General features: G+C 58.7%; 16 protein-coding genes. 10 read left to right on the plus strand and 6 right to left on the minus strand.

Annotated elements, in window-relative coordinates; genetic code table 11:
- Positions 1-50 precede the first annotated feature (50 nt).
- The 3 genes from ACEWPL_RS17490 to ACEWPL_RS17500 are packed head-to-tail and all read left to right on the plus strand — an operon-like array spanning position 51 to position 3,333.
- Entirely contained in the window at positions 51-968 is a 918-nt protein-coding gene (locus ACEWPL_RS17490; RefSeq protein ID WP_393930869.1) for an arginase family protein, read from the plus strand.
- A complete protein-coding gene (locus tag ACEWPL_RS17495) occupies positions 961-2,535 on the plus strand; it encodes an acetolactate synthase large subunit (protein ID WP_393930866.1) in 1,575 nt (524 codons plus the stop codon). The genes ACEWPL_RS17490 and ACEWPL_RS17495 overlap by 8 nt, the downstream gene beginning before the upstream one ends.
- 48 nt (positions 2,536-2,583) lie before the next feature.
- Entirely contained in the window at positions 2,584-3,333 is a 750-nt protein-coding gene (locus ACEWPL_RS17500) for a sulfite exporter TauE/SafE family protein (protein ID WP_393930864.1), read from the plus strand.
- Between the two features lie 97 nt (positions 3,334-3,430).
- Here ACEWPL_RS17500 and ACEWPL_RS17505 read toward each other — a convergent pair whose 3' ends face one another.
- A complete protein-coding gene (locus ACEWPL_RS17505; RefSeq protein ID WP_393930862.1) occupies positions 3,431-3,616 on the minus strand; it encodes an antitoxin Xre/MbcA/ParS toxin-binding domain-containing protein in 186 nt (61 codons plus the stop codon).
- 917 nt (positions 3,617-4,533) lie between these two features.
- Between ACEWPL_RS17505 and ACEWPL_RS17510 the strand changes: the two genes are divergently transcribed.
- From ACEWPL_RS17510 to ACEWPL_RS17520, 3 genes are all read left to right on the plus strand, one after another.
- Positions 4,534-5,391, plus strand: coding sequence for an AAA family ATPase (locus tag ACEWPL_RS17510; protein WP_393930860.1), 858 nt, complete (start codon positions 4,534-4,536; stop codon positions 5,389-5,391).
- Positions 5,392-5,547: 156 nt separating this feature from the next.
- Positions 5,548-6,141 carry a DUF6634 family protein gene (locus ACEWPL_RS17515; RefSeq protein ID WP_393930858.1) on the plus strand — a complete coding sequence of 198 codons (594 nt, stop codon included), beginning with the start codon at positions 5,548-5,550 and terminating at the stop codon, positions 6,139-6,141.
- The gene (locus ACEWPL_RS17520; protein ID WP_393930856.1) at positions 6,138-6,935 is read left to right on the plus strand and encodes a metallophosphoesterase; all 798 of its coding nucleotides are present in this window, start codon (positions 6,138-6,140) and stop codon (positions 6,933-6,935) included. Before ACEWPL_RS17515 ends, ACEWPL_RS17520 begins: the two co-directional genes overlap by 4 nt.
- A 273-nt stretch (positions 6,936-7,208) precedes the next feature.
- Here the strand turns inward: ACEWPL_RS17520 and trpS are convergent, their stop codons facing one another.
- Positions 7,209-8,213, minus strand: a complete 1,005-nt coding sequence (trpS, locus tag ACEWPL_RS17525; RefSeq protein WP_393930854.1) for a tryptophan--tRNA ligase — start codon at positions 8,211-8,213, stop codon at positions 7,209-7,211.
- 593 nt (positions 8,214-8,806) lie between these two features.
- On the opposite strand from trpS, the gene ACEWPL_RS17530 reads away from it, so the two are divergent.
- Both ACEWPL_RS17530 and ACEWPL_RS17535 read left to right on the plus strand, forming a co-directional pair.
- Complete coding sequence (locus tag ACEWPL_RS17530) at positions 8,807-9,469, plus strand: glutathione S-transferase (RefSeq protein ID WP_393930852.1); 663 nt, start codon at positions 8,807-8,809, stop codon at positions 9,467-9,469.
- An 8-nt stretch (positions 9,470-9,477) separates the two neighbouring features.
- Positions 9,478-10,914 (plus strand): DUF6880 family protein, encoded by a 1,437-nt coding sequence (locus ACEWPL_RS17535; protein ID WP_393930850.1) that lies wholly within the window; start codon positions 9,478-9,480, stop codon positions 10,912-10,914.
- Between the two features lie 180 nt (positions 10,915-11,094).
- Here the strand turns inward: ACEWPL_RS17535 and ACEWPL_RS17540 are convergent, their stop codons facing one another.
- The 4 genes from ACEWPL_RS17540 to ACEWPL_RS17555 form a co-directional block, all read right to left on the minus strand.
- Positions 11,095-11,412, minus strand: a complete 318-nt coding sequence (locus tag ACEWPL_RS17540) for a bactofilin family protein (RefSeq protein ID WP_393930848.1) — start codon at positions 11,410-11,412, stop codon at positions 11,095-11,097.
- 332 nt (positions 11,413-11,744) lie between these two features.
- The gene (locus ACEWPL_RS17545) at positions 11,745-13,517 is read right to left on the minus strand and encodes a Mur ligase family protein (RefSeq protein ID WP_420744375.1); all 1,773 of its coding nucleotides are present in this window, start codon (positions 13,515-13,517) and stop codon (positions 11,745-11,747) included.
- Positions 13,498-16,299, minus strand: a complete 2,802-nt coding sequence (gene cphA / locus ACEWPL_RS17550) for a cyanophycin synthetase (RefSeq protein WP_393930844.1) — start codon at positions 16,297-16,299, stop codon at positions 13,498-13,500. Before cphA ends, ACEWPL_RS17545 begins: the two co-directional genes overlap by 20 nt.
- 46 nt (positions 16,300-16,345) lie before the next feature.
- Positions 16,346-17,209, minus strand: a complete 864-nt coding sequence (locus tag ACEWPL_RS17555; RefSeq protein ID WP_393930842.1) for a cyanophycinase — start codon at positions 17,207-17,209, stop codon at positions 16,346-16,348.
- 835 nt (positions 17,210-18,044) lie between these two features.
- On the opposite strand from ACEWPL_RS17555, the gene ACEWPL_RS17560 reads away from it, so the two are divergent.
- Together ACEWPL_RS17560 and ACEWPL_RS17565 are read left to right on the plus strand one after the other, a co-directional pair.
- The gene (locus ACEWPL_RS17560) at positions 18,045-18,230 is read left to right on the plus strand and encodes a hypothetical protein (RefSeq protein ID WP_393930840.1); all 186 of its coding nucleotides are present in this window, start codon (positions 18,045-18,047) and stop codon (positions 18,228-18,230) included.
- Positions 18,227-20,557 carry an ankyrin repeat domain-containing protein gene (locus ACEWPL_RS17565; protein ID WP_393930838.1) on the plus strand — a complete coding sequence of 777 codons (2,331 nt, stop codon included), beginning with the start codon at positions 18,227-18,229 and terminating at the stop codon, positions 20,555-20,557. The genes ACEWPL_RS17560 and ACEWPL_RS17565 overlap by 4 nt, the downstream gene beginning before the upstream one ends.
- Positions 20,558-20,756: the final 199 nt, after the last annotated feature.

Consider the following 20,756-nt stretch of genomic DNA (forward strand, 5'->3'; position numbering starts at 1 on the left):
GGCGCTGAGCCGCCGGGGCAGGTTCAACCACGACATTCCGGAGATCACGAATGACCGAGGGCAGCCCGTTTCGCGCGCCGATGACCTTCATGGGCGTGCCACACGCCGCATCGCCCGGCAATGCCAGGGCAGTCGTGCTGGGCGTGCCCTTCGATTGCGGCAATCATCCGCAGCGCGTCGGCTCGCGGTTGGGTCCTTTCGCGATCCGCGAGCAATCGCAGCTCTTGCGCCCTTGGGATGCCGACAGCGGCGTCAACCCGCTGGAGGCGCTGGGCCTGCTGGACCTTGGCGATGCCGACGTCGTCTCGGGCGATGTCACGTCTAGCTACGCCACGACCGAAAGGGCGATGGATGTCGCCCTGTCGGGCGGCGCAATGCCGGTGGCCCTTGGCGGCGACGGTGCCATCGCGCTGCCGCAGATGCGCGCCCTGGCGCGGCGCCATCCCGACCTTGCCGTGCTGCACATTGACGCGCATACCGACGCCTACCCGATCGAGGGCTTCAACAACGCGACCCCCTTTGCGCGGGCCTTCCAGGAAGGCCTGGTCGATCCGCGCCAATCCTTCCACGTCGGCACGCGTCGCAGCACCATGGTGCCGGGCGTCTACGAGTATGGCCGCCAGCTGGGCTACAACATTATTTCCATGGACCAGCTCATGCACGACGGTATCGCCGCCACCCTAGACCGCATCCGCGAGACGATCGGCAACCGCCCGGTCTACCTGTGCTTCGACATGGATTTCTTCGACCCCTCCGTCGCGCCGGGCGTCTGCACGCCGGCATGGGGCGGGGCATCGGCGCGCGAGGGGCTCGAGCTGATCCGCTGCCTTAAGGGCCTCAACATCGTTTCCATCGACATCAATACCATATCACCGCCGCATGACACCGGCGGCATGTCCGCGTTCCTGGCCGCCACCATCGCGTTCGAATTGCTTGTCATGGCGGCGAAAGGTGATTTCGATGTCTGACCATTCAAGAGGCGCGGACCTGCTGGTGTCGTCGCTGCTGGCCAACGGTGTCGGCACCTGTTTCGCAAACCCCGGCACCTCCGAGATGCACTTCGTCGCCGCCTTGGACGAGCGCCCCGAGATGCGCTGCGTCCTCGGCCTGTTCGAGGGGGTCGTGACCGGGGCGGCGGATGGCTACGGACGCATGACGGATCGCCCCGCCGCGACGCTGCTGCATACCGGGCCGGGCCTAGCGAACGGGCTGGCCAATCTGCACAATGCGCGGCGTGCGCATACACCGCTGCTGAACATTGTCGGCGATCATGCATCGACCCATCTGCCGTTTGATGCGCCGTTGACCACCGACATCGAAGGATTGGCGCGACCGATGTCAGACTGGGTCGGGCGGGTTGGCTCGGCCGCCTCGGTCGGCACGGATACAGCGACCGCGCTGACTCAGGCGCGCAGCGGCGCAGGCCGCGTAGCAACGCTGGTGCTGCCCGCCGACGCCGCGTGGGGCGCCCCCGGCACCGCAGCGCAGATGCCGCTGGCAACCCCGGCACCGGCGCGATCGGTGTCCACGGATGCCATCGAGGAGGCTGCCAGGCTGCTGCGCGGCGCTAGGCGGGGTTTGCTTCTTCTGGGTGGCAAGGCTTTGCGCAAGGTGCCGCTGGAGACCGCGCACCGCATCGCCGCCGCGACCGGTTCAGGCGTGATGTGCGAGCAGACCAATGCCCGCTGTGAACACGGCCAAGGACGCCACGCGCCCTCGCGCATTCCCTACATGGTTGACGCGGCGGTCGCGGCGCTGGCCGAGTTCGACGTGGTCATCTTGATCGGCGCGCGCGCGCCGGTGGCGTTCTTTCAGTTCCCCGACCTACCGAATGTGGTGACGGCGCCGGGCGCGCATATCGTGTCGCTGGCCGACCTTGACAGCGACCTGCCCGCCACGTTGCAAGCATTGTGCGATGCGACCGGCGCGGCGAAGGCTACCCTTCGGGCGCCGGCCCCGGCATCCTTGCCTCATGTCGGAGGCTCGCTTGATTTCGGCACTCTCCCTGCCGCAATAGCGCATGCGATGCCCGAGAACGTCATCTTCTGCGACGAGGCGATCAGCTACAGCCATGCGCTGGGCGAAGCTGCGCAACACGCGCCCCCGCACGATCTGCTGCAGCTGACGGGGGGCGCCATCGGTATCGGGCCGTCTCTGGCAGTCGGCGCCGCGATTGCCTGCCCGGATCGTCCGGTGCTGAACGTGCAGGCCGACGGAAGCGCGCTATACACAATACAGGCTCTGTGGACGCAGGCACGCGAGCAACTGAATGTGGTCACCGTGATCCTATCCAACCGCAAGTACCAGAGCCTCTATAGTGAGCTTGCCCGTATGGGGCATCATTCACCCGGCCAGAACGCGCGTGCGATGCTAGATCTGAGCGATCCGAATGTTGACTGGAAACGTCTTTCTAGCGGGCTGGGTGTCAAGGCAACGCGCGTCGCAACCGCAGAGGATTTGTCAAGTGCGATCAGTCGTGCGTTCTCGGAAGGCGGGCCGCATCTGATCGAAGCACAGATGGCTGATGGTACCTGAGCGCGATGAAAGACGCCAAGGGCCAGAGCAAGAAGCACAGAACCGATCATGACCATTTTTGATCTGCTTTTATTGACATCAGCTGCTTTCGGCGCAGGTGTGCTTAACACGGTTGCAGGAGGCGGCAGTTTTCTGACGTTTCCCGCTTTGGTTTTTACCGGGGTTCCGACCATTGCAGCCAATGCGACCAGCGCCGTCGCAGTCTTCCCTGGCTACCTGAGTGGTGCATTGGGATTCACAAGTGACATCAAGCAGCTTCCGCTGCACCAAACACTGTTCTTGTTGTTAATATCGGCGCTCGGCGGTGTTTTAGGCTCGTTGCTACTGCTGATCTCGACGCCGTCCGTCTTTACGCTGATCGTGCCTTTTCTGCTGGGGTTCGCAACGCTGCTCTTCGCTTTTGGAAAGACCGTCTCCCGCTGGGCCGAAGGACACATGCAGGCAACCGGTTGGCAAGGTAGGGCGGCCGCTTTGCTGGTGTGCATCTACGGAGGTTATTTTAACGGCGGGCTTGGGATTGTCTTACTGGCCCTTATGGCGGCGCTGGGCATGCGGGACATCAACGCCATGAACGGGTTGAAAAACGGAATGTCTTTCGTTCTGTCAGGAGCATCGGTTTTTACGCTTTCGGTCGCTGGGTTGGTCCATTGGCCGCAGGCTATGGTCATGATGATTGCTGCGACTGCGGGGGGCTATTTCGGCGCACGCATGGCAAGGCGCATGTCACCTTTGCTAGTCCGCGTCATAGTGATAGCCACCGGTACCGTAATGACGGTGATCTTCACGTGTCGGATTTGAGGTGGTGTGCAGCCAACGCTGCCGGTAGTTTCTCCGCCGCTGGTTTTGGATCTGAAAGATCCGCGCCTGCGTCTGGGAAAATTCATCGGACCCTGAATCAGCAGTAGACGCCGTATTCGAGGCGCGTGAGATACGTCTCGACCACCTTGGCCTCACCAGAAATGAGGTCTATGGGCTTGCGACGCTCCAGGCCGATCGCCGGCCGCTTCATCCAGTCTTCCGCTTCCTCTTTCGAACCGAAGATGGAAATGGCTTGCTCGAGAAGTTCAGCGTAGCGATCCATGATGTCCTCCTGTGGCGATAGATTGGACCCCGCTTCAGACGACGTCAATATCGCTCGCCGTACCCTGGCGCGGTTTCACCTTGGCTAATCGCAGCGGCCGCCTCGTGGCTGTAGAGCTTCGGGCAGGCTCCCGGAGGATGCGCTGCGATTCGCCTCTCGTGAGCTTCAAACCTGCATCGGCAGCCAGAAACAGCTTGCGAAAAAGTTACCCCTCCGGACGCTTTCAGCGCACTCGCTTTAAAATAAACTGACCCTGTGTTTTAAACGTAACGCATTGAAGTTGCGAATAAAACAAAATTCTGGCAGGTCAATCTCAAGAATCCCCTTAGCCTGCTGATCGTCTCGGGTTTCTAACCCCTTGCGAAAATACTTGGAAATAGGACCCGCGCGTCAACCCTGGCGCACAGGGTCAAGAACAGTCTTGCCGGATCCATGTCGAGGTCCGTAAGTTCGACACACGCAAGCAAGGAACTCGGTGATGACACGCATCGGCATCAATATTCAGGGCCTCATACAAGCCCTCTGAGATAGGCGCTGCCAGCTGGCAGCACCGTAGACCTTCCTGCGCAAACACCCTTTTCAACCCTGATCGCGGCGACGGCTCAAGGCCGGTCGCTCGCCAATTCCAAGGAGTCTGATCATGACCATCATCAACCCCGTCCTCGCCCCTCGCTGCATCGCCGTCCGGGGCCAGATCCCGCCGGACAGGGGAGGGGCTGGCCATGGCTGATCGTCATAGCATGCCCGTCGTGTCGCCTGATTTGGTGGTCGAGGAGTTTGAGTCGATCCACAAACGCTTTGTCGCATTCAACCATCGCATGTGGCGGCACCTTCTAGCGCCTGGTTATATGAGGCCTTTCAGGCTTCATGAAGAACAACGCGTCAGGGATCTGGCGAAGAAATGTCACGAACGGCGATTGCGTCAGTCCGGGCTGAGCCGTGTTCCTGAAAAGGAGCAGCAGGACCTCATTGCGCTTGCCCGCATCGGTGGCAGGCTGGTCGGCCCGACGACACTGCATGAGGTCGACGTACTGGCAGCGCGGCTGCATGAAGAGAGTCCCTGGATGGCGGAGGTCACAACCTTTCTGATGCATCACATGCGCAGCTACGTTCGCTCGGGCGGTGTTGGGCTGCATTTGCCGCCCATCATCCTTGCGGGGCCGCCGGGTGTCGGAAAGTCATGGTTCGCGCGCAGTATCGCAGAGGCGGCTGCTCTGCCCATGCATCTGATCGATGTCGGGGCCGGGACCGCAGCCTTTCGGATCGCGGGCACGGAGAAGGGCTGGGGCACGGCTCAGCCGGGGCTGCCTGTCGAGACGATACTGCAGACCCATGTGGCGAACCCCTTGATGGTCGTGGATGAGATCGACAAGGCCGGAACCATCACCAGCGCCAAGGGCGCCAGCAGCAGTCTGACGGCGGCTCTTCTTGGGTTGCTCGATCTTGGGACTGCGCCGAAGTTCGAATGCGTCGCCACGCGCGTCCGGTTCGATATGTCCCGCGTCATCTGGGTGCTGACTGCCAACGATGCGGACCTCATCCCAGCGCCCCTGCGGGATCGCTGCCGTGTGTTTCACATGCCAAGTGTGACGCCCGACATGGCGCTGACCTTCTTCGACCGGCTCGCCCGCGATATATGTGACGCGGATGGTTTGAAGTCGGCGGCACGCGCCTTCGTTGCGCGCCAGGCGCGCCTGGGCCGGATCAGCTTGCGGCAGATCGCGCGCCTCGTTGAGACGCTGCGCAGCAGCGATGACGGGGAGCCGGTCCATTGAGCAGAGGCCTTCAAATTGTGGCGCCTGCCGCAGTGCATACCGTTTGCCGTCTCACCGATGGCCGTGACCCCGTCACGGCCATCGGACATCCGACCCGGTCTGCGGGTTTTCACAGACAACCCGCAGCCGCGCTGCACATCAGAAAGGACTGTATCCATGGACGAGCACGATAAAGATCTGGCGCTGGTCGCAGAATTGGAGCGCCTCGATGAAACGAAGACCGGTGCCATTCCCATCGCATCCCTGTCTGCGCCCTTGCAAGAGGCCTTCGAGCGCACGCATCCGCTTGCGGCCTGTCCTGTCATCGATGGGGAGATGTGCATCCAGCCTGCGGATTGGCTGATGTTCATGGCGCGTCAGAAGCAGGCGGCGATGCGGCGCATGCGCAAACGGTCCCTGCGGCTGGCATGGAACGGGCCCACGGCATCAGATCTGGCCAGGGCACCGGTGCTGTCTCACTGGCTCGTGATCTTGGAGCCCAGAATGATAGGACTGGCGCTAATGGGCAGCGCGCCGGATCACCCAACATGCGTCGGTGAATTGATCGCGACTTCTCGCCTTTGCGGTATCTGCAAGGATGGCACTTGGGCGCGGACCGCGTCGCGCTGGTATCGGCTCGAGCATCCATTCACGCTGGATGCGTTCATGGAGCGAAATGCGGGAAAGGTGCTCAGGGAAGCTGTAAACCCCGTGTGCATGCGAGACGCTCTTCTGATGACCGCATGCGAGCAGGCAGAGGAGACGTCATGACGGACCCCTCCACGGTGCTGGTCTTGGCGGACCTTCACCTCGATGGGTGGCTGGCAAAGGGTCGCGATCCTTTCGCGGCCCTCGATCCGGCGAAACTTGCGTCAATGGAGGCGCTGATCATCGCGGGCGATTTGTCGAACAAGCCGAAGGTGCGCTGGCCAAGGCTGCTGGCGCATCTGGGCCGGTACGTCGACATCTCGCGCATCTATCTGTTTCCGGGCAATCACGATTACTACGACCATGTGCTGGACGGAGAGGATCGCCTGGCCCGCATCTGCGACGAGGCCGGGGCACACTTCGCGCAGAAGCGCGTGATCTCCGTTGGTGAGACCCGGTACATCTGCTGCACGCTCTGGACCGACTTTGCGATCCGTGGATCAGTCGAAGAAGGAATGTATCAAGCTGAAAAGTGGATGCATGACTACAAGTACATCCGGATGGAGCGCGCGCACTACCGGCGCATTCAGCCCATTGATATTGCCCGAGTGCATGCAGATCACCTGGAATGGCTGGAGGCGCGCCTGGCAGAGCCGTTCGCGGGCCGTACGATCGTCGTGACGCATCATGCACCCCTTGGTGCCTGTCTTGAGCGTGAAGATGAGATCTCCGGCGCCTATGCATCCGACCTGTCCGGACTGATCGACACCTTCCAGCCCGATGAATGGCTTTATGGCCATACACACTACCCATGCGCAGTCACACGGGGCAGGACCGAAATCCGGTGCGTCTCCCTCGGATACCCGCATCAGGTGGAGGCGATCGTGCCGCCTGTGCTGGCAGAATTGGGAGCGTAAGTCGTGCGGGTCGGCATTACAGAAGCAAAGGCCAGGCTGTCGGCGCTGATCGCAGTGGCTGATCGCGGCGAGGAGATGATTATCACTTGCTTGGCAGACATGTCGCGCGGATTGCTGCGATCTGGGAGCCGCGTCCAACACCCAGAGTTGGCATTGGGGACGATGTGCGCGAGGGTAATCCCGATATCAACGACGCCCCACGGGCTCCGACCCGGAAAGAGGGGTAGGCGCCCTCGCGGTAGATCGTGAGGGCACCTACCGTCGCCAGCTCCATCAGAGCTGAAACAGCCCCAGGCCGTTCACGACGTCACGCTTCGTGGCCTCGGTAACGTCCTGGGCCCTCTGTGTCCCGGCACGGATCATATCCAGCACATGATCCTGATGCTTGACGAGCTCTTCCCGGCGCTGCCGGATTGGCGCGATCAGGGCCTGAAGTACGCCATCGAGGCGGCGCTTGATCACGGCGTCGCCAAGACCGCCGCGTCGATACTGCGCCTTCAAGTCGGCCACGGTTTCCTCATCCTCGTCGAATGCATCGAGATAGGTAAAGACGACATTGCCTTCGACCTTGCCGGGGTCATCGATCCGCAGATGTCCCGGATCGGTATACATTGCGCGCACCGCCGCCGAGATTGCGTCTGGTGAAGAGGAGAGGGGTATGGCGTTGCCGCCCGACTTCGACATCTTGGACTTGCCATCGATCCCCGGCAGCCGGCCCGACTTGGGAATGACAGCCTCCGCCTCTGGCAGGATCGGTGCCCCGGCGGCCGCATTGATGCGGCGCACGATCTCGTTGGTCTGCTCGATCAACGGAGCCTGGTCCGCGCCGACCGGCACGCGCGTCGCCTTGAAGGCCGTGATATCTGCTGCCTGGGCGGCGGGGTAGCACAGGAAGCCAGCGGGGACGTCGCGCCCAAAGCCGCGCATGCGGATCTCGGCCTTGATCGTTGGGTTCCGCTCCAGCCGCGCAACGTTCACGAAGTTCAGATACAGCATCGAAAGCTCAGCCAGCGCGGGCAGGTGAGACTGCAGGCAAATGGTGCTCTTGGTCGGATCTATGCCGACAGCGAGATAATCCAGCGCAACCTCCATCACGCTGCGCCGGATCTTGGCCGGATCATGGGCATGGTCAGTCAGCGCCTGCGTGTCCGCGAGCAATAGATATTGCTCATGGCCGTCTTGAAAGCTTAGCCGGTTGCGCAAGGAGCCGGCGTAATGGCCGATATGCAGCGGCCCAGTGGTGCGGTCGCCGGTCAGGATGACGGGTTTTGTAGTCATGGTCGTGTCCTCTTGGGAAAGAGGGGCACCGCACAGGGGGCATCAAATGCAAAGGCCGCCATAGCGGCGGCCCCGGGATGCAGTGAAACGTCCGGCCGCTCTATGAGCTGGCAGGCCACCAGATGCAGGTGGTGATCGTGACGCGTTTCATGTGGTGGTGCTAGGCCGATGGTGAGAACAGGTCAATGGCGTTTGATGTCAACGCAGGTTCAAGCGGCCTATGGATGCACGCAGGCCTCATGCGAACTTTGGGAAGCGCGGGCCCAAAGGTGGCAGAGGGCGAGACCGGCCCAGAGCAGCCGTTCGTGGTTTGCGCAGCTAAGGTCGGGTTTGAGCCCTCTTTACCAATTGCCGTCCCGCAGGATTTCGCAGGTGCAGGAAATCCAGTTCGCTGAGAACGGCCCATTGCTTCCTTTGGCGCATAGACTGGTCGCTGCAGAGCAGCACACAATAGCCGCCATTCACTGCGGCTGAAAAAAGATACAGATCGGAGGTCGACCGCCGTTGGGCGAAGTGGTCATTCTCCTGACATTTCGAGGCTCACCCCAAACCTTCTTTTTGCAGGCAATTTTCATTCACCGTAGAGTGGCCCAATGATCCAAGACATGTTGACCATACCTCGACCGATCCTGTGGACCTTTCGACGCTGTCCTTATGCAATACGGGCGCGGATGGCGGTGTTGAGCGCGGGTCTGGAGGTAGAACTGCGCGAGATCAAATTGAAAGATAAGCCGCAGGCGTTTCTTACGGCCTCACCCTCGGCCACGGTGCCCAATTTGCAAGCGGCTGATCTGATCTTAGATGAGAGTCTCGACGTCATGCTATGGGCGCTTCGGCAAAGTGATCCGCATGGGCTGCTGAACATGCCTTATATCGGCGAAACCCTGATTGCCCAGAACGATGGGCCCTTCAAAGCCGCGCTTGATCATACAAAATACGCAGTTCGCTATCCTGATCTGGACCCGCAAACCGAACGGGCGAAAGCGTCTGATTTCATTCAGTCTCTTGATACACGGCTGGCGAAGTACTCCTTTTTGACGGGTGACAGGCCCACACTTGCCGACATTGCGATCTTTCCGTTTGTAAGGCAGTTCGCCCATATCGACCGTGCCTGGTTTGACGCGCAGCCTTGGCCCAATGTGATCCTTTGGCTGGACGGTTTCCTTGAGAGCGCCGATTTTCAGAAGGTCATGACGAAAGTCACCGTTTGGGAAGACGGCACATGTCCCCATCTTTTCGGCCGCGCATCTGAATAGGTCTGGAAATGGCAGGAAAATCCCTCAACAAGAAGAACTTGGAAGCTTTGGGCGCAGAAGTTCTCGCCGAGCTTCTTATGGAGGCTGTCAAGGGCGATGCAGCCCGGCAGCGGCGGGTGCGGATGGCATTGTCCCCAGAGCAAAGCCCGAAAGAGGCCGCCGCTGACATCCGCAAGCGGTTGGCTCAAATCCGGCGCGCCAAAAGCTGGATCTCCGCGCGAGCGCAGCGCACATTGGCCAAAGAACTTAATGGTTTGATTGACGTCATTTTGAACCGCGTCGCATCCCAGGACGTGGGCCTTGGCTTTGATCTGCTCTGGTCGCTGTTGCAGCTGGCCCCCGACATTCATGCCCGCACCGACGACAGCAATGGCACGATCGGGGGCGTCATGGACGCTGCGATGGACGCGATCCGAACCCTCGCCCCAGGTCTTAATCGCGACACTGAGCTGCTTGCGGATCAGGTGTTTGAGGCCCTCCAAGACAACGGCTATGGCGAATTTGACGCCGCTATCCCTGCCTTGGGCGAGGCATTGGGCGATCAGGGTTTGACCGCGCTTAGGGTGCGTGCGGAAACGGCGATGGATGCGCCCGTCACCTTGGACGACACCGAGTATGTCGGGATCCTTATGAGCGCCGAACGCCGCCTTGAAATGGCAAAAGACAGGCACGACAGAACGCTCAGGATGATTTTATCCGACATTGCCGATGCTCAGGGTGATGTGGATGCGTGGCTGTCGCAGTATAGCGCCCAGCAACTGACGTATCACACGATTGCACCAAATGCAGCGCGGCGGCTCCTGAAAGCGGGCCGGCCCGAAGACGCCTTGCAGATCTTGGAAACCTGCATCGCCTCTGAGGGGGGCAAAGACCGCGCCTTTGACACGCCCGAGGTCGACAGCGCCCATTTCGCCTGCCTCGAAGCCTTGGGCGAGGAGGACAGCCTGCGCAGTGCTATGTGGACCCGGTTTGAAACGAAGCTTTGCGCGGAGACACTGCGCCGCTATCTCTCACGCCTGCCCGATTTCGACGATGATGAGGCGCTGCTGGATGCCCGCACCCATGTGCGGACCCATCCCGACCTGCTTCAGGCACTCATATTCTGTCTGAGTTGGCCCGATGCCGGGCTTGCCGCCGACTTGATACTGTCCCGTCACGCAGAGATGGATGGCAATACCTACGAAATCCTTACCCCGACATCCGAGTTGCTCAGGGCCGAACATCCCTTGGCCGCCACACTGATTTGGCGATCGATGATCACCTTTGCCCTTCAAAATAACCGCGCCAAACGCTACCGCCATGCTGCCCGGCACCTCGCCTCCTGCGCTCAGGCCGATATGGCAATCACGGATTACGGCGTCTTTCAAAGCCACGATGCCTTTGTCCAAGGCCTACGCCGCACGCACCCCCGCAAATATGCATTCTGGGACAAGTTTGATCACTAGGGGCGTGTGTAAAAGACGCATGAAGAACTCGCTCCCGGCCCAATGCGGACTCTCGTCGTCCGATCGGAAGCTGCATCGCAGCGTCACCGAACCGGCCACTCGCGCATCGCGCCGCATTTGGCGTGATTGAGCGGCAAAACCACACATGTGACTCGACCGCGTACCGATACTGGAATTGTCTTATTGCCGCCCTGTGATATCCATCTTGCCCTTAACCTTGGCGCCGCTTTCCGTTGCCAGCACCTTGGCCACGATATCGGCCTGAACCTGTGAGGTCGATGCAAGCTTTAGATCGTCGCACTTCAAACTGCCCATGTGGCTGCCTTCAACCGCGATCTTCGTTGCCGACATTGCCCCGTCAACCGACCCGCTTACCTGAACGGTGATCGTCTCAGCGCTGACGTCCCCAACCACGCGACCTTTGACGTCGACACTTCCCTCGCTTGATCTGATGGTGCCCTCGATCATCAGATCTTCTTCAATAATTGAACTCGGCACATTGAAATCCTTTGGCTGAGATATTGGCGACCATAGAATGAAAACTTGGATTTGAACACCGTCGTCGAAGGTAGTTGCGAGCGAGTGCAAGCGCAGGATGTCACCGGGCGCGTATGTGGTGCAGCGTCGGCCCGCCAAGGGGGGCTGATCGAGGGCGAGGACGGCCCATAGCCGACCTTTATGCTGGGTGCAGCGAAGGTCTGGAGACAGACCCTTGCCGACTTTCAGTTCAGATTAGGCGTTAGATCCAGAAAGTTGTCAGTGCCAATGTGTGCGGCGTGATAGTCACTCTAAACTATAATCGGACAGGTGGTATCGCTGCATAAATCAAGTTAACTGCTTGCCAGTAACTTGAAGACACACTCACGATCAGACAGCACCAGCAAAAGGATCAGATCACCTGGTTGCGCTTGTTGCAGGATGAGCCTCACACCTTCGGATGGAGATCTGACACGCGAAATACCTTCGGGATCTCTCCCACTGTTTAATGCAGCCTTCTCGATGAGATGCGGGACCTCTTCGAGCGCCCGGCCGCGCAGGTAGTCGGAGATCTCTGCGACGACGATGTGATCGGGCTGAAATTTCAATGCAGCTGCAGTAGCGTCATAAATGTTCTGATCAGTGCGGTCGCCGGGCTGGCTCAGCAGTATGAAACGGCGCTCCGCAGGGACCTGTGCCAGCGCACCGCAGACCGCCGCAATCGCGTCGGGGTTATGCGCATAATCGACAAAAATACGCGCACCATTGAATTCAAATTGATTGAAGCGGCCGGGATTATCGTTGGAATCGGAAGAAAAGCCTGAAAGTCCGGACCGGATCGCTTTGGGTGGGATATTCAGGGCCGCGCAGGCGCACATGGCTGCAAGAACGTTGTAAATGTTGTGCCGCGCCACGCCCTGCAGGGTAATTGGCACGTCGCATATATTGACTGACCATGGCGCATGGGGGCCGTCACAAAGGGTCAGTGCCCCTTGATCGAGAAACGCACAAGGCTGACCGCTCAATCGCGCCTGGTTGATCTGAGGCGAGGCCGGATCCAGCGAAAACCACCATATCGCCGAATTCACGTGCGCCGCTGCGTTTACCGCGTTGGGGTCGTCGGCATTCACGACGGACACGCCGCCCTCCATCACAGCGCGTGTCACGGCGAATTTGGCCTCCGCCAAGTCAGCAAGCGTGGTGACACCATATTCACCGAGATGATCGTTCGAGATGTTGGTCACAACCGCGACGCGGGCACGGCGTGTCGCCAGACCCCGGCGCAGGATGCCGCCGCGTGCGACTTCCAGAAACGCAATCTCGACCCGTGGATCGCGCAACAGCATCCGCGCACCACCTGGCCCGGAGTAATCACCGCGGTCGAGGATGTCGTCACCGACCTGCACAACATCTGTCGTTGTCAGTCCGGCGATCTTATCTGCTGCACGTGCAATCGCGGCACACAGGCGTGTTGTCGTCGTTTTACCGTTTGTGCCAGTGATCATCGCCACTGGAATGTCATGCAGATTTGCCCACTCCACATCTTGCGGGGCTGGCAAGTTTTGCGAGGACCATGTTTGCGATCCCGCACCGTGCCCGATCGAGACGTCGTCACCGTCAGACAAAATATCAACGCCCCGCGACGTCGCGGCTGTGATCAATGCACAAAGCGCCGGATTGGCCTCTTGTGTCATACAGAGTTTCAAATTGCCAATCAGCGTATCGAATGGCAGCGCGGCCATCCCCAAAAGATCGCACGCACATTGATGCCACGCGACCTGCGCCGCCAAGACAGCCGAATGCAGTTGATCCATCGGCGCAGAAATTGCCAGATTGATACCGCCCTGAAACCGGCGGTAGATCAGCCTTTCATCTGTCCATCCAACGGCGTCCAGGACCGCGCGCGCGTGCTGGTTCCAAAGCTCCGCCAAACGCTCAACGTCAGGGTCAGCCGCAGAGACATCAATCACCGCGCCGGGAAACTCCCAGAGCAAGCCTGGGCCGGTTAGACGGCGGGCGGTTTCGACATGGATGCGATCGACCTTTGCTGCGTGGCTTTCGAGGGCATGCTCGAGCTGCTCCGCCGGGTCGGTTTCGTGGCCGTGTTCAGTCACCGTCTTCAACATCGCTCCGTGCCAACCGCACACCGCGCGCATCGCGCACCAGGCTTTGATCAACATCTAAAATATCTTCGAAAGGAACAGGGGCCATTCCACCAATAGATGGTGTGTCGTCCCGCGGCTGTTGTTCCGGGGCGTTGAAGTAAATGATCTGTTTCCAGCAGCGCGAACTGTTGTCACCGAAGATAATGACCAGATCACCCGGTTTGGCCATCTCCAAACCTGCTGCCACCGCGTCTTCCTCATCGGGGATTACGGAAATCTGATCGTCTGGAATGCCATCTTCGAGAAAATGAGCCCTGAACATCTGCGGGATTTCATCATGCCCGCGTTTGCGCCGATCGTCATCTGCCTTGCAGATATAGTGATCGAAATGCCCCGACAAAGTCCGGGCCGCGTCGATTACGTCTTGATCTCGGCGGTCGCCCGGAATCGACAGCACGACAATTCGACGCCCCTTCACGTCCATCCGGTCGGCAAGTCCCGCCATCGCCTTTAGCGCAGCGGGGTTATGGCCGTAGTCAAGGATCACCTTGAACGGATGCTCGTCAAACACGTTCATGCGCCCCGGTGCCTGGAAAAAGCTGGTGTCGAAGGTGCGCAATCCGTGGCGAATATTGTCGAGATCGACGCCGAAGCTGTACGCCATCGCCGCGGCAAACATGGCGTTCTGGACGTTATGCATCGCCTTGCCTTCAAGCGTGGCGGGGATCAGATGCGACCATAGAACGGGCATGTGCAGACCGTTGTCATAGATCGTCAGCATGTCGCCGCTCATGCCTGGCTCAAGCACGATCGCCTTGCCACCTGCCTTGATGTGTTCTTTGACCAAGGCATGAGCGGGGTTCATCGTGACGTAGAAAATCGCGCCGACATCGGCGTAATCTGCCATCTTGAGGCAGTTGATATCGTCGGCGTTCAGGACTGCCGTGTCGGTGGCACTCTCGATGACCACACGTTTGACCACTGCCAATTGCTCGACTGTATCAATGCCGCCCAGACCAAGGTGATCGGCAGACACGTTCAGACAGGCCGCAACGTTGGATTTTTCATACCCGAGACCACTGCGCACCAGTCCGCCACGGGCCGTTTCCATCACCGCGAAATCGACCGTCGGATCGCGCAGCACGATATGCGCTGATTTCGGGCCCGTCATGTCGCCCTTTACGCTCAGCTTGCCATCAACATAGACACCATCAGTCGAGGTCATGCCGACGATGCGGCCACTGGCCTTCATGATATGGCCCAGCATGCGCGAGGTCGTCGTCTTGCCGTTTGTGCCGGTGATTGCCCCAATGGGGATCCGGCTTTCCTGCCCTGCCGGGAAAAGCATGTCGATCACCTTGCCGGCAACGTCCCGCGATTGGCCTTCGGACGGGGCGACGTGCATGCGGAACCCCGGCGCGGCGTTCACTTCAACGATCGCGCCGCCAATATCCTTGTAGGATCTTGTGATGTCGTCGATCAGGAAATCAACCCCGCCGACATCCAGACCTACAGCCATGATTGCACGCTCGGCCATATCGCGGTTGTCGGGGTGAACCAGATCCGTCAGATCGATCGCTGTGCCGCCAGTGGACAGGTTTGCAGTTGCACGCAGATAAAACACTTCACCGTTCGGCAGCACCGTGTCGGCGGCATGCCCGGCGGCCGCGATCATGCGTCTGGCCTGATTGTCGATCTCAAGCATGGTCAGTACCTTCTGGTGACCGATGCCGCGCCGGGGATCGAGGTTCACGATATCAACGAGTTCGGCGATGCTGTGTTTGCCATCACCGACCACATGGCCGGGCACCCGTTTGGCCACCGCAACCAGCTTGTCGTTCACGACCAGCATCCGGTGGTCGAAACCGGTGACGAAACTCTCGACCAAAATCGCGGCGCTCTTGGAATGGGTTTCGGCCTCTGCAAACGCGGCCGCGATTTCTTCGTCTTTCGTAAGGTTGATTGAGACGCCTCGTCCATGGTTGGCATCCAAGGGCTTGACCACCACAGGATAGCCGATCACATGCGCCGCCCGCACAGCCTCGTCGGCGCTGTATATGATGCGCTGCTGCGGCACGGGCAGGCCCAGATCGTTCAGAAGGTTATGCGTGTCTTCCTTGTCGCAGGAAATTTCTACTGCGATGTGACGGGTCTCGGATGTGATCGTAGCCTGAATGCGACGCTGGTATTTACCGTGTCCGAATTGCACAAGGGAGTTCTCGTTCAAGCGGATCCACGGAATGTCGCGCGCTTGGGCGGCAGCGACCAGCGATCCTGTCGATGGGCCGAATTCCTTGCGTTGGGCATGCAGGACAAAGCTGCGCAACTCGCCTTCCCAATCGAATGCAGGATCGAACACATAGTCAGTTTTTTCCCGCAGCGACGCCGGCAGCAAGTGCATCAACAACCGTATCGCCAACTCGCCCGCCGCCAACCCCACATCGCGCTGGCGGTAAGCATAAACCATATTGTACTGGCCCAGTACGCCCGTGCCGCGCGTCCGGCCAAACGTTACATCCGTCCCGGCGACATTCTGCACCTCAATCGCGCAATGCTCCAGAATGTGGCCCATCCAGGTGCCGTCGTCTTCGCGCAATCTGCGCAAAAATCCACCCTCGGTGCCGTAAGAGCAGCCGTGATCGCCCAAGCCCGGCAGAGCGGCTATTAGACCTTCAACAAAATCAGGCCCGATTTTGGCGGAGGGCCAGTCCTCCAATACTCCCAGATCAATGACGTGCCGTATGACAGGAAAGCTTGCCCAGGTATTCGGGCCGACAAACACATTGGTTGAGAGTATCTTCAATTCGTTACCTCATGGATTAATCATTTTCGGCATCTGGACTGGCTGTTCAGGTCTCCGCGATCGGTAGAGTACACAGCGCCGGATGGTCTTCTGGCGGATACGCGATCCGTGCCTTCAGATCATAACGACACCCTTCACCCAGGACGTCAAGGCGAAGGCCCAGCAGGCTTAGCGCCTGTCCGGGTTTGGCATCCCACATCGAGGAATGGGTCATCTGACTGGCGTCGACCAATGTAACTGTGCCGCTGCCAATCACCTCCAAGACGTCATCCGGCCCGATAAAGGCCGCCGTGTCCTCGTCGATGCCCAGCCCGATCAGAAACGGATTGAACGAGGACGCGGTCAGCAGACGCCCAAGCCTATTACGTTGGGTAAAGTGCTGGTCAATGATAACGGCGTTTGTCAGCCCGATACCGGGCGCCAGCGCAACGGCACCCTCGGCAGGAGCTTCGTTGCCTTGCCCGCCCGCGACCATGTGCTCTGACATAATCGATGCACCGGCAGATGTGCCTGCAACGGGAACACCGCACGCGTTTCGCCGTCTGATCTGCGTGACTAAAGGCGTGCCGCCCAAAATGGCAGAGAGCCGCAGCTGGTTCCCACCGGTGATGAAGATACCCGTGGCTTCGTCAAGCAAGCGCGCGAATTCCGGGTTGTCGCAATCCGTCCGCCGCGAGATCGGCATTAGTAAAACTTGACCTGCGCCCAGACCAGAAAAGATACGGTCGTACTCCGCTCCTGTCGTGTCCAGCATCGACGCAGTCGGGATCACAACAATCTTGGCATCAGGCCCGCCCGACAACTCGACAAACCTGCGGTGTATCTGCATCTCTTTGACCCGATCTTCTCCCCCGCCGATGGGTATGATAAATCCGCGGTCGATTCTATTTGATGGGGATGCTGGGCACATGACGCTTGAATTTCCTTCAGGGGTTGAAATCGGTGCGCTCTATTCACTTACGTCCCCCTCTATCCTATGACTTTTGCACAATGAACAGCCTACGCAGAAAATGAATTTGCGACAGTCGACGGGGAAGTGGTTGAGGCGTGTAGCGCATCTGCCGCGTATTTTTTCGCCACCTCGCCAAAGCAGGATGAAGAGCAAGACTGGCAGCATGGTCCAGTCACCCCCTCCATAGTGCTCAGCGATCCGACCTTTGCAAAGAATGCTTTTGCGCATTGCTGCCATTCATGCAAGCCGCAGCGAACGGCAGCTCACCGCCCTTTGTGAAGGACGCCGCTTCCGGCCCTGAGCTGCCTTCTAGCTCTGCCCCCCAAAGTCACGGTGCAGCGAGCTTAGCAGACATTCGGTGCGCGGACTGGTCTAACCTTTGATGGGAGATGGCTACTGGCGTGATCGTACGACCATTTGTTTCCTCCCGCGTAATCAGTTTTGTGACTGTATCCCCGATTTCCTCACGAATGGGAGCGGCCTCGATTATCTCTTTCTCACGCCAAGCGACAATTAGTTGCGAGGCTGAAAATGGATCAACGAAGAGGAAATAGATATGGCAAACTCACGCCCTACGAACGGCCCGTCAACCACCGGAAACAAATCTGGTTCTGGCCGCGGAAACAATCCGCCTGAGGGGAAATAAGGAGCCTTCAGCCAGCTGCGTGCAGCATGCACGAAGGCTGCTGCAGAAGGCTCGACCACGATAACTACTGAAATCAATGATTGGGATGGTGGTGGCACCGCCATCCCGTTATCGAGGTGCAAAGTGTATTACTCAAAAGACAAAGAGTTGAACAAGGTGATTGCCAAAGAAGTGAAGTCCGGGGCGCGTTTTGTCTCAGGAAAGAAACACTCAAAGCTGTTCTTGGAAGGTGGTGGTTTGCTGATTTTCTCACGAACGCCGAGTGATCGACGGGCGTTTCGGAACGTGAAGGCAGAACTGTCCAGGCTGCACCGAAAACAGGCCGGGGTGTGACCGTGCGCGACCCTCTGCCGAAAGCTCAACTTCCAACTTCACACTCCGCACTCCTTTACGCTGTTTCGCTATTCTGCTCGCCGAAATGGCAGCACGCGGAACGAAGCCGCTATGCAAGTTTGGAAATGCGATTGGAGGGAGGGGCTGACCGAACGCTCGAGTTGCTTGATCTACTAAGGCAGGCGTTGTGTATAGAGCAAACATCACCTCTATGGGGCGATGTTGTTGATCAAGTCTTGAGGCTTGGACTTTCTCTGGATGCGTTAGAACTCCACACGCGCACATATTCGGCAACTCCGCAGCAGGCACTTTGGGTGCTTCTTGCATTTGACCTTATGCCTGCCCTTGGCAGAACCTGGGGTTTTTGGTGTCAGGATGAGCCGATTTTGCCTCAGATGCCTGAGGACGACCTATGGTTTTTGCCTCATCAAGACCCTGTAAACCTAAATCGTTTGATTTTGCCGGTCGAGACCATGCTGACCTGGTGGCTTGAGCAAATTGACCGCCCCTTAGATCGGCTTTGGGGGGAATACGACGACGAGAGACGACGCACCCTCGACAACTGGAAATCAGGCCGGACGACACCAGCGATTTCCAGGTTCATGGAATGGTTCGCTGACGATCATCAATTTTCATACAAGAGTTCAGACGAAGCTCATCTGTCGACGTCGCAGCTTCGCTCGTTGTTGCTTTGGGCGCGCGCGATCGAGCAAGCCTACAAGGATCTCGTTGGTTTCTTGACGCCAGGTGTCTCACCGAACGACGCGGATCCGACACGCAACAGGGCTTTGCAATTGATCGAGCTCTTCAGGTGGAGCCATGAGGCTACTTTGGCCAGCCACGACGCTTCGATAGAGCGAGAGGGAAGAAAATTTTCTGGCTCGTTCCCCAAATGGGCAAAGAATAGTGTTTTCTCCGCTATCACTACTGACAACAGAGGAAATTTGCCTGCCCCCGAAGTCATCGGTCAGTTTTTATCACTGATGTTTAGGTCTATGCCGGACGACACCGATTTGCCTGACCTATTTGACAACTTGCAGGTCAGGTCACCCAAAATGTGGATGCCCAACCAGAAACGACTTGAAAAGCGAGAAGCGGTTCAAGCAGCCATTGAGAATGTGTTCGTGACGTGGCGTGGCGATGATCCCGCGCGTCAGTTCTATGTCGCCTCTGGTCTCGGAAAGCTTCGAAATTTGTCCCGCATTGACGAGTTCGAAGCGGATCTCGCCTACCTATGCGCCCTCAACGCACTGTCATCGGGCAACTTTGACGAAGCGCGTCAGCATGCAGAAAAGGCTCTCGAACTCTGTCGGACGCGGTCCATCGGGCCAGTGAAACTGGAAATCGCAAAGCTCAATTTTTCACTGGCTGTTGCTCAGGGTGCATTCAACCGTAGTAGTGCGGAACGCAGTTTTCGAATTCTTTGCAAATCAGTCCAGCCTCAAGATGCAGCTCGCTGGAAACTCGGCGAAGGCCCGATCGATTATTCAATGCGGTTGGCAGCCGCCGACCACGCGGCTTGGTTCTGGGACAACATTGTTCGCCCGTATAAAGGGGCTGAAATCGAAGCGCCGCTTCAAGAAAATTCCGAGATCATTCGCGCATACGTAGCTTTGCTTTTGTCGGGCGCATCAGAGGATGAGGTGCGCGGGTTCATCAAGCGGTTTCGTGGAACGTTGAAGCGCAAACTAAGAGACGTTCGCGGCGACACGTTCTTCACTGTGACATCAAAGATGGTGGCGCATATCGCTCCGTGGATGCGTCAAATGCCAACCTATTCCGGGAACCCCAAAGAACCCTACGAACTTGCCAATTCGATGGCCTCAACGCATTTGAAGCTGGTCAGCTTACTGCCCACGGATGTTCTGAATGCGCGGGACTATTTGAAACAAACTGCGTTGATGTTGGCAGCTGACCGTAACGATGTAGACATGGTATGGGCACTCGTTGACCTCCATGTGGATATCGATGCGCAGGACGTGATTGGCCGGACCGCATTGCATGCAGCCGCCAAGGTCGGAGCTGATCGATGTTTTGAGATCCTTCTTGCCGCTGGTGCGAACCCGACACTTCAGACCTTCTCTGGCAAGACACCGGCTATTTTTGCTGCAGAATTTGGGCGGGCAACGATCTTTGAGATGAGGTTGGCATGCACGGCATATGAAATGGGCGGAAGCGAGCTTGAGGAAGCACACAAGCTGGCGCAGGAAACTGCGGAGGGTTTCAAGGCAAAACGCAAGGCGTATGCCATTCAGGGATTTGAAATTGCTGGACGGAAGGGCTTCCAGAGGATTGCGGAGTTGGCGTGGGGAATGCTCAATAAGTGATCTCCACCTGTTTAGGAGATGAGTGGCGGGGCAATATCATCACCGCTATCGGCCCTTGGACGAAGCCGCTTCGCGGCATTGGCGCATGTTGCTGATGGGGTGAGCCGCCCATAACGGCGCGAACTTTGCGATCCGGCCGACCTGACTGACGATTGGGGCCTTCTCAATCATCAGACAGGAGGTTTCCATGACAGAGGAG

Source organism: Roseovarius roseus (assembly GCF_043355935.2).
Classification (GTDB): Bacteria; Pseudomonadota; Alphaproteobacteria; order Rhodobacterales; family Rhodobacteraceae; genus Roseovarius; species Roseovarius roseus.

Excerpts from the sequence above, each read along its gene's own strand:
- ACEWPL_RS17490 (WP_393930869.1), top strand. The coding sequence starts at position 51 with ATGACCGAGGGCAGCCCGTTTCGCGCGCCGATGACCTTCATGGGCGTG.
- ACEWPL_RS17495 (WP_393930866.1), top strand. The coding sequence starts at position 961 with ATGTCTGACCATTCAAGAGGCGCGGACCTGCTGGTGTCGTCGCTGCTG.
- ACEWPL_RS17500 (WP_393930864.1), top strand. The coding sequence starts at position 2,584 with ATGACCATTTTTGATCTGCTTTTATTGACATCAGCTGCTTTCGGCGCA.
- ACEWPL_RS17505 (WP_393930862.1), bottom strand. The coding sequence starts at position 3,616 with ATGGATCGCTACGCTGAACTTCTCGAGCAAGCCATTTCCATCTTCGGT.
- ACEWPL_RS17515 (WP_393930858.1), top strand. The coding sequence starts at position 5,548 with ATGGACGAGCACGATAAAGATCTGGCGCTGGTCGCAGAATTGGAGCGC.
- ACEWPL_RS17520 (WP_393930856.1), top strand. The coding sequence starts at position 6,138 with ATGACGGACCCCTCCACGGTGCTGGTCTTGGCGGACCTTCACCTCGAT.
- trpS (WP_393930854.1), bottom strand. The coding sequence starts at position 8,213 with ATGACTACAAAACCCGTCATCCTGACCGGCGACCGCACCACTGGGCCG.
- ACEWPL_RS17530 (WP_393930852.1), top strand. The coding sequence starts at position 8,807 with ATGATCCAAGACATGTTGACCATACCTCGACCGATCCTGTGGACCTTT.
- ACEWPL_RS17535 (WP_393930850.1), top strand. The coding sequence starts at position 9,478 with ATGGCAGGAAAATCCCTCAACAAGAAGAACTTGGAAGCTTTGGGCGCA.
- ACEWPL_RS17545 (WP_420744375.1), bottom strand. The coding sequence starts at position 13,517 with ATGTTGAAGACGGTGACTGAACACGGCCACGAAACCGACCCGGCGGAG.
- ACEWPL_RS17555 (WP_393930842.1), bottom strand. The coding sequence starts at position 17,209 with ATGTGCCCAGCATCCCCATCAAATAGAATCGACCGCGGATTTATCATA.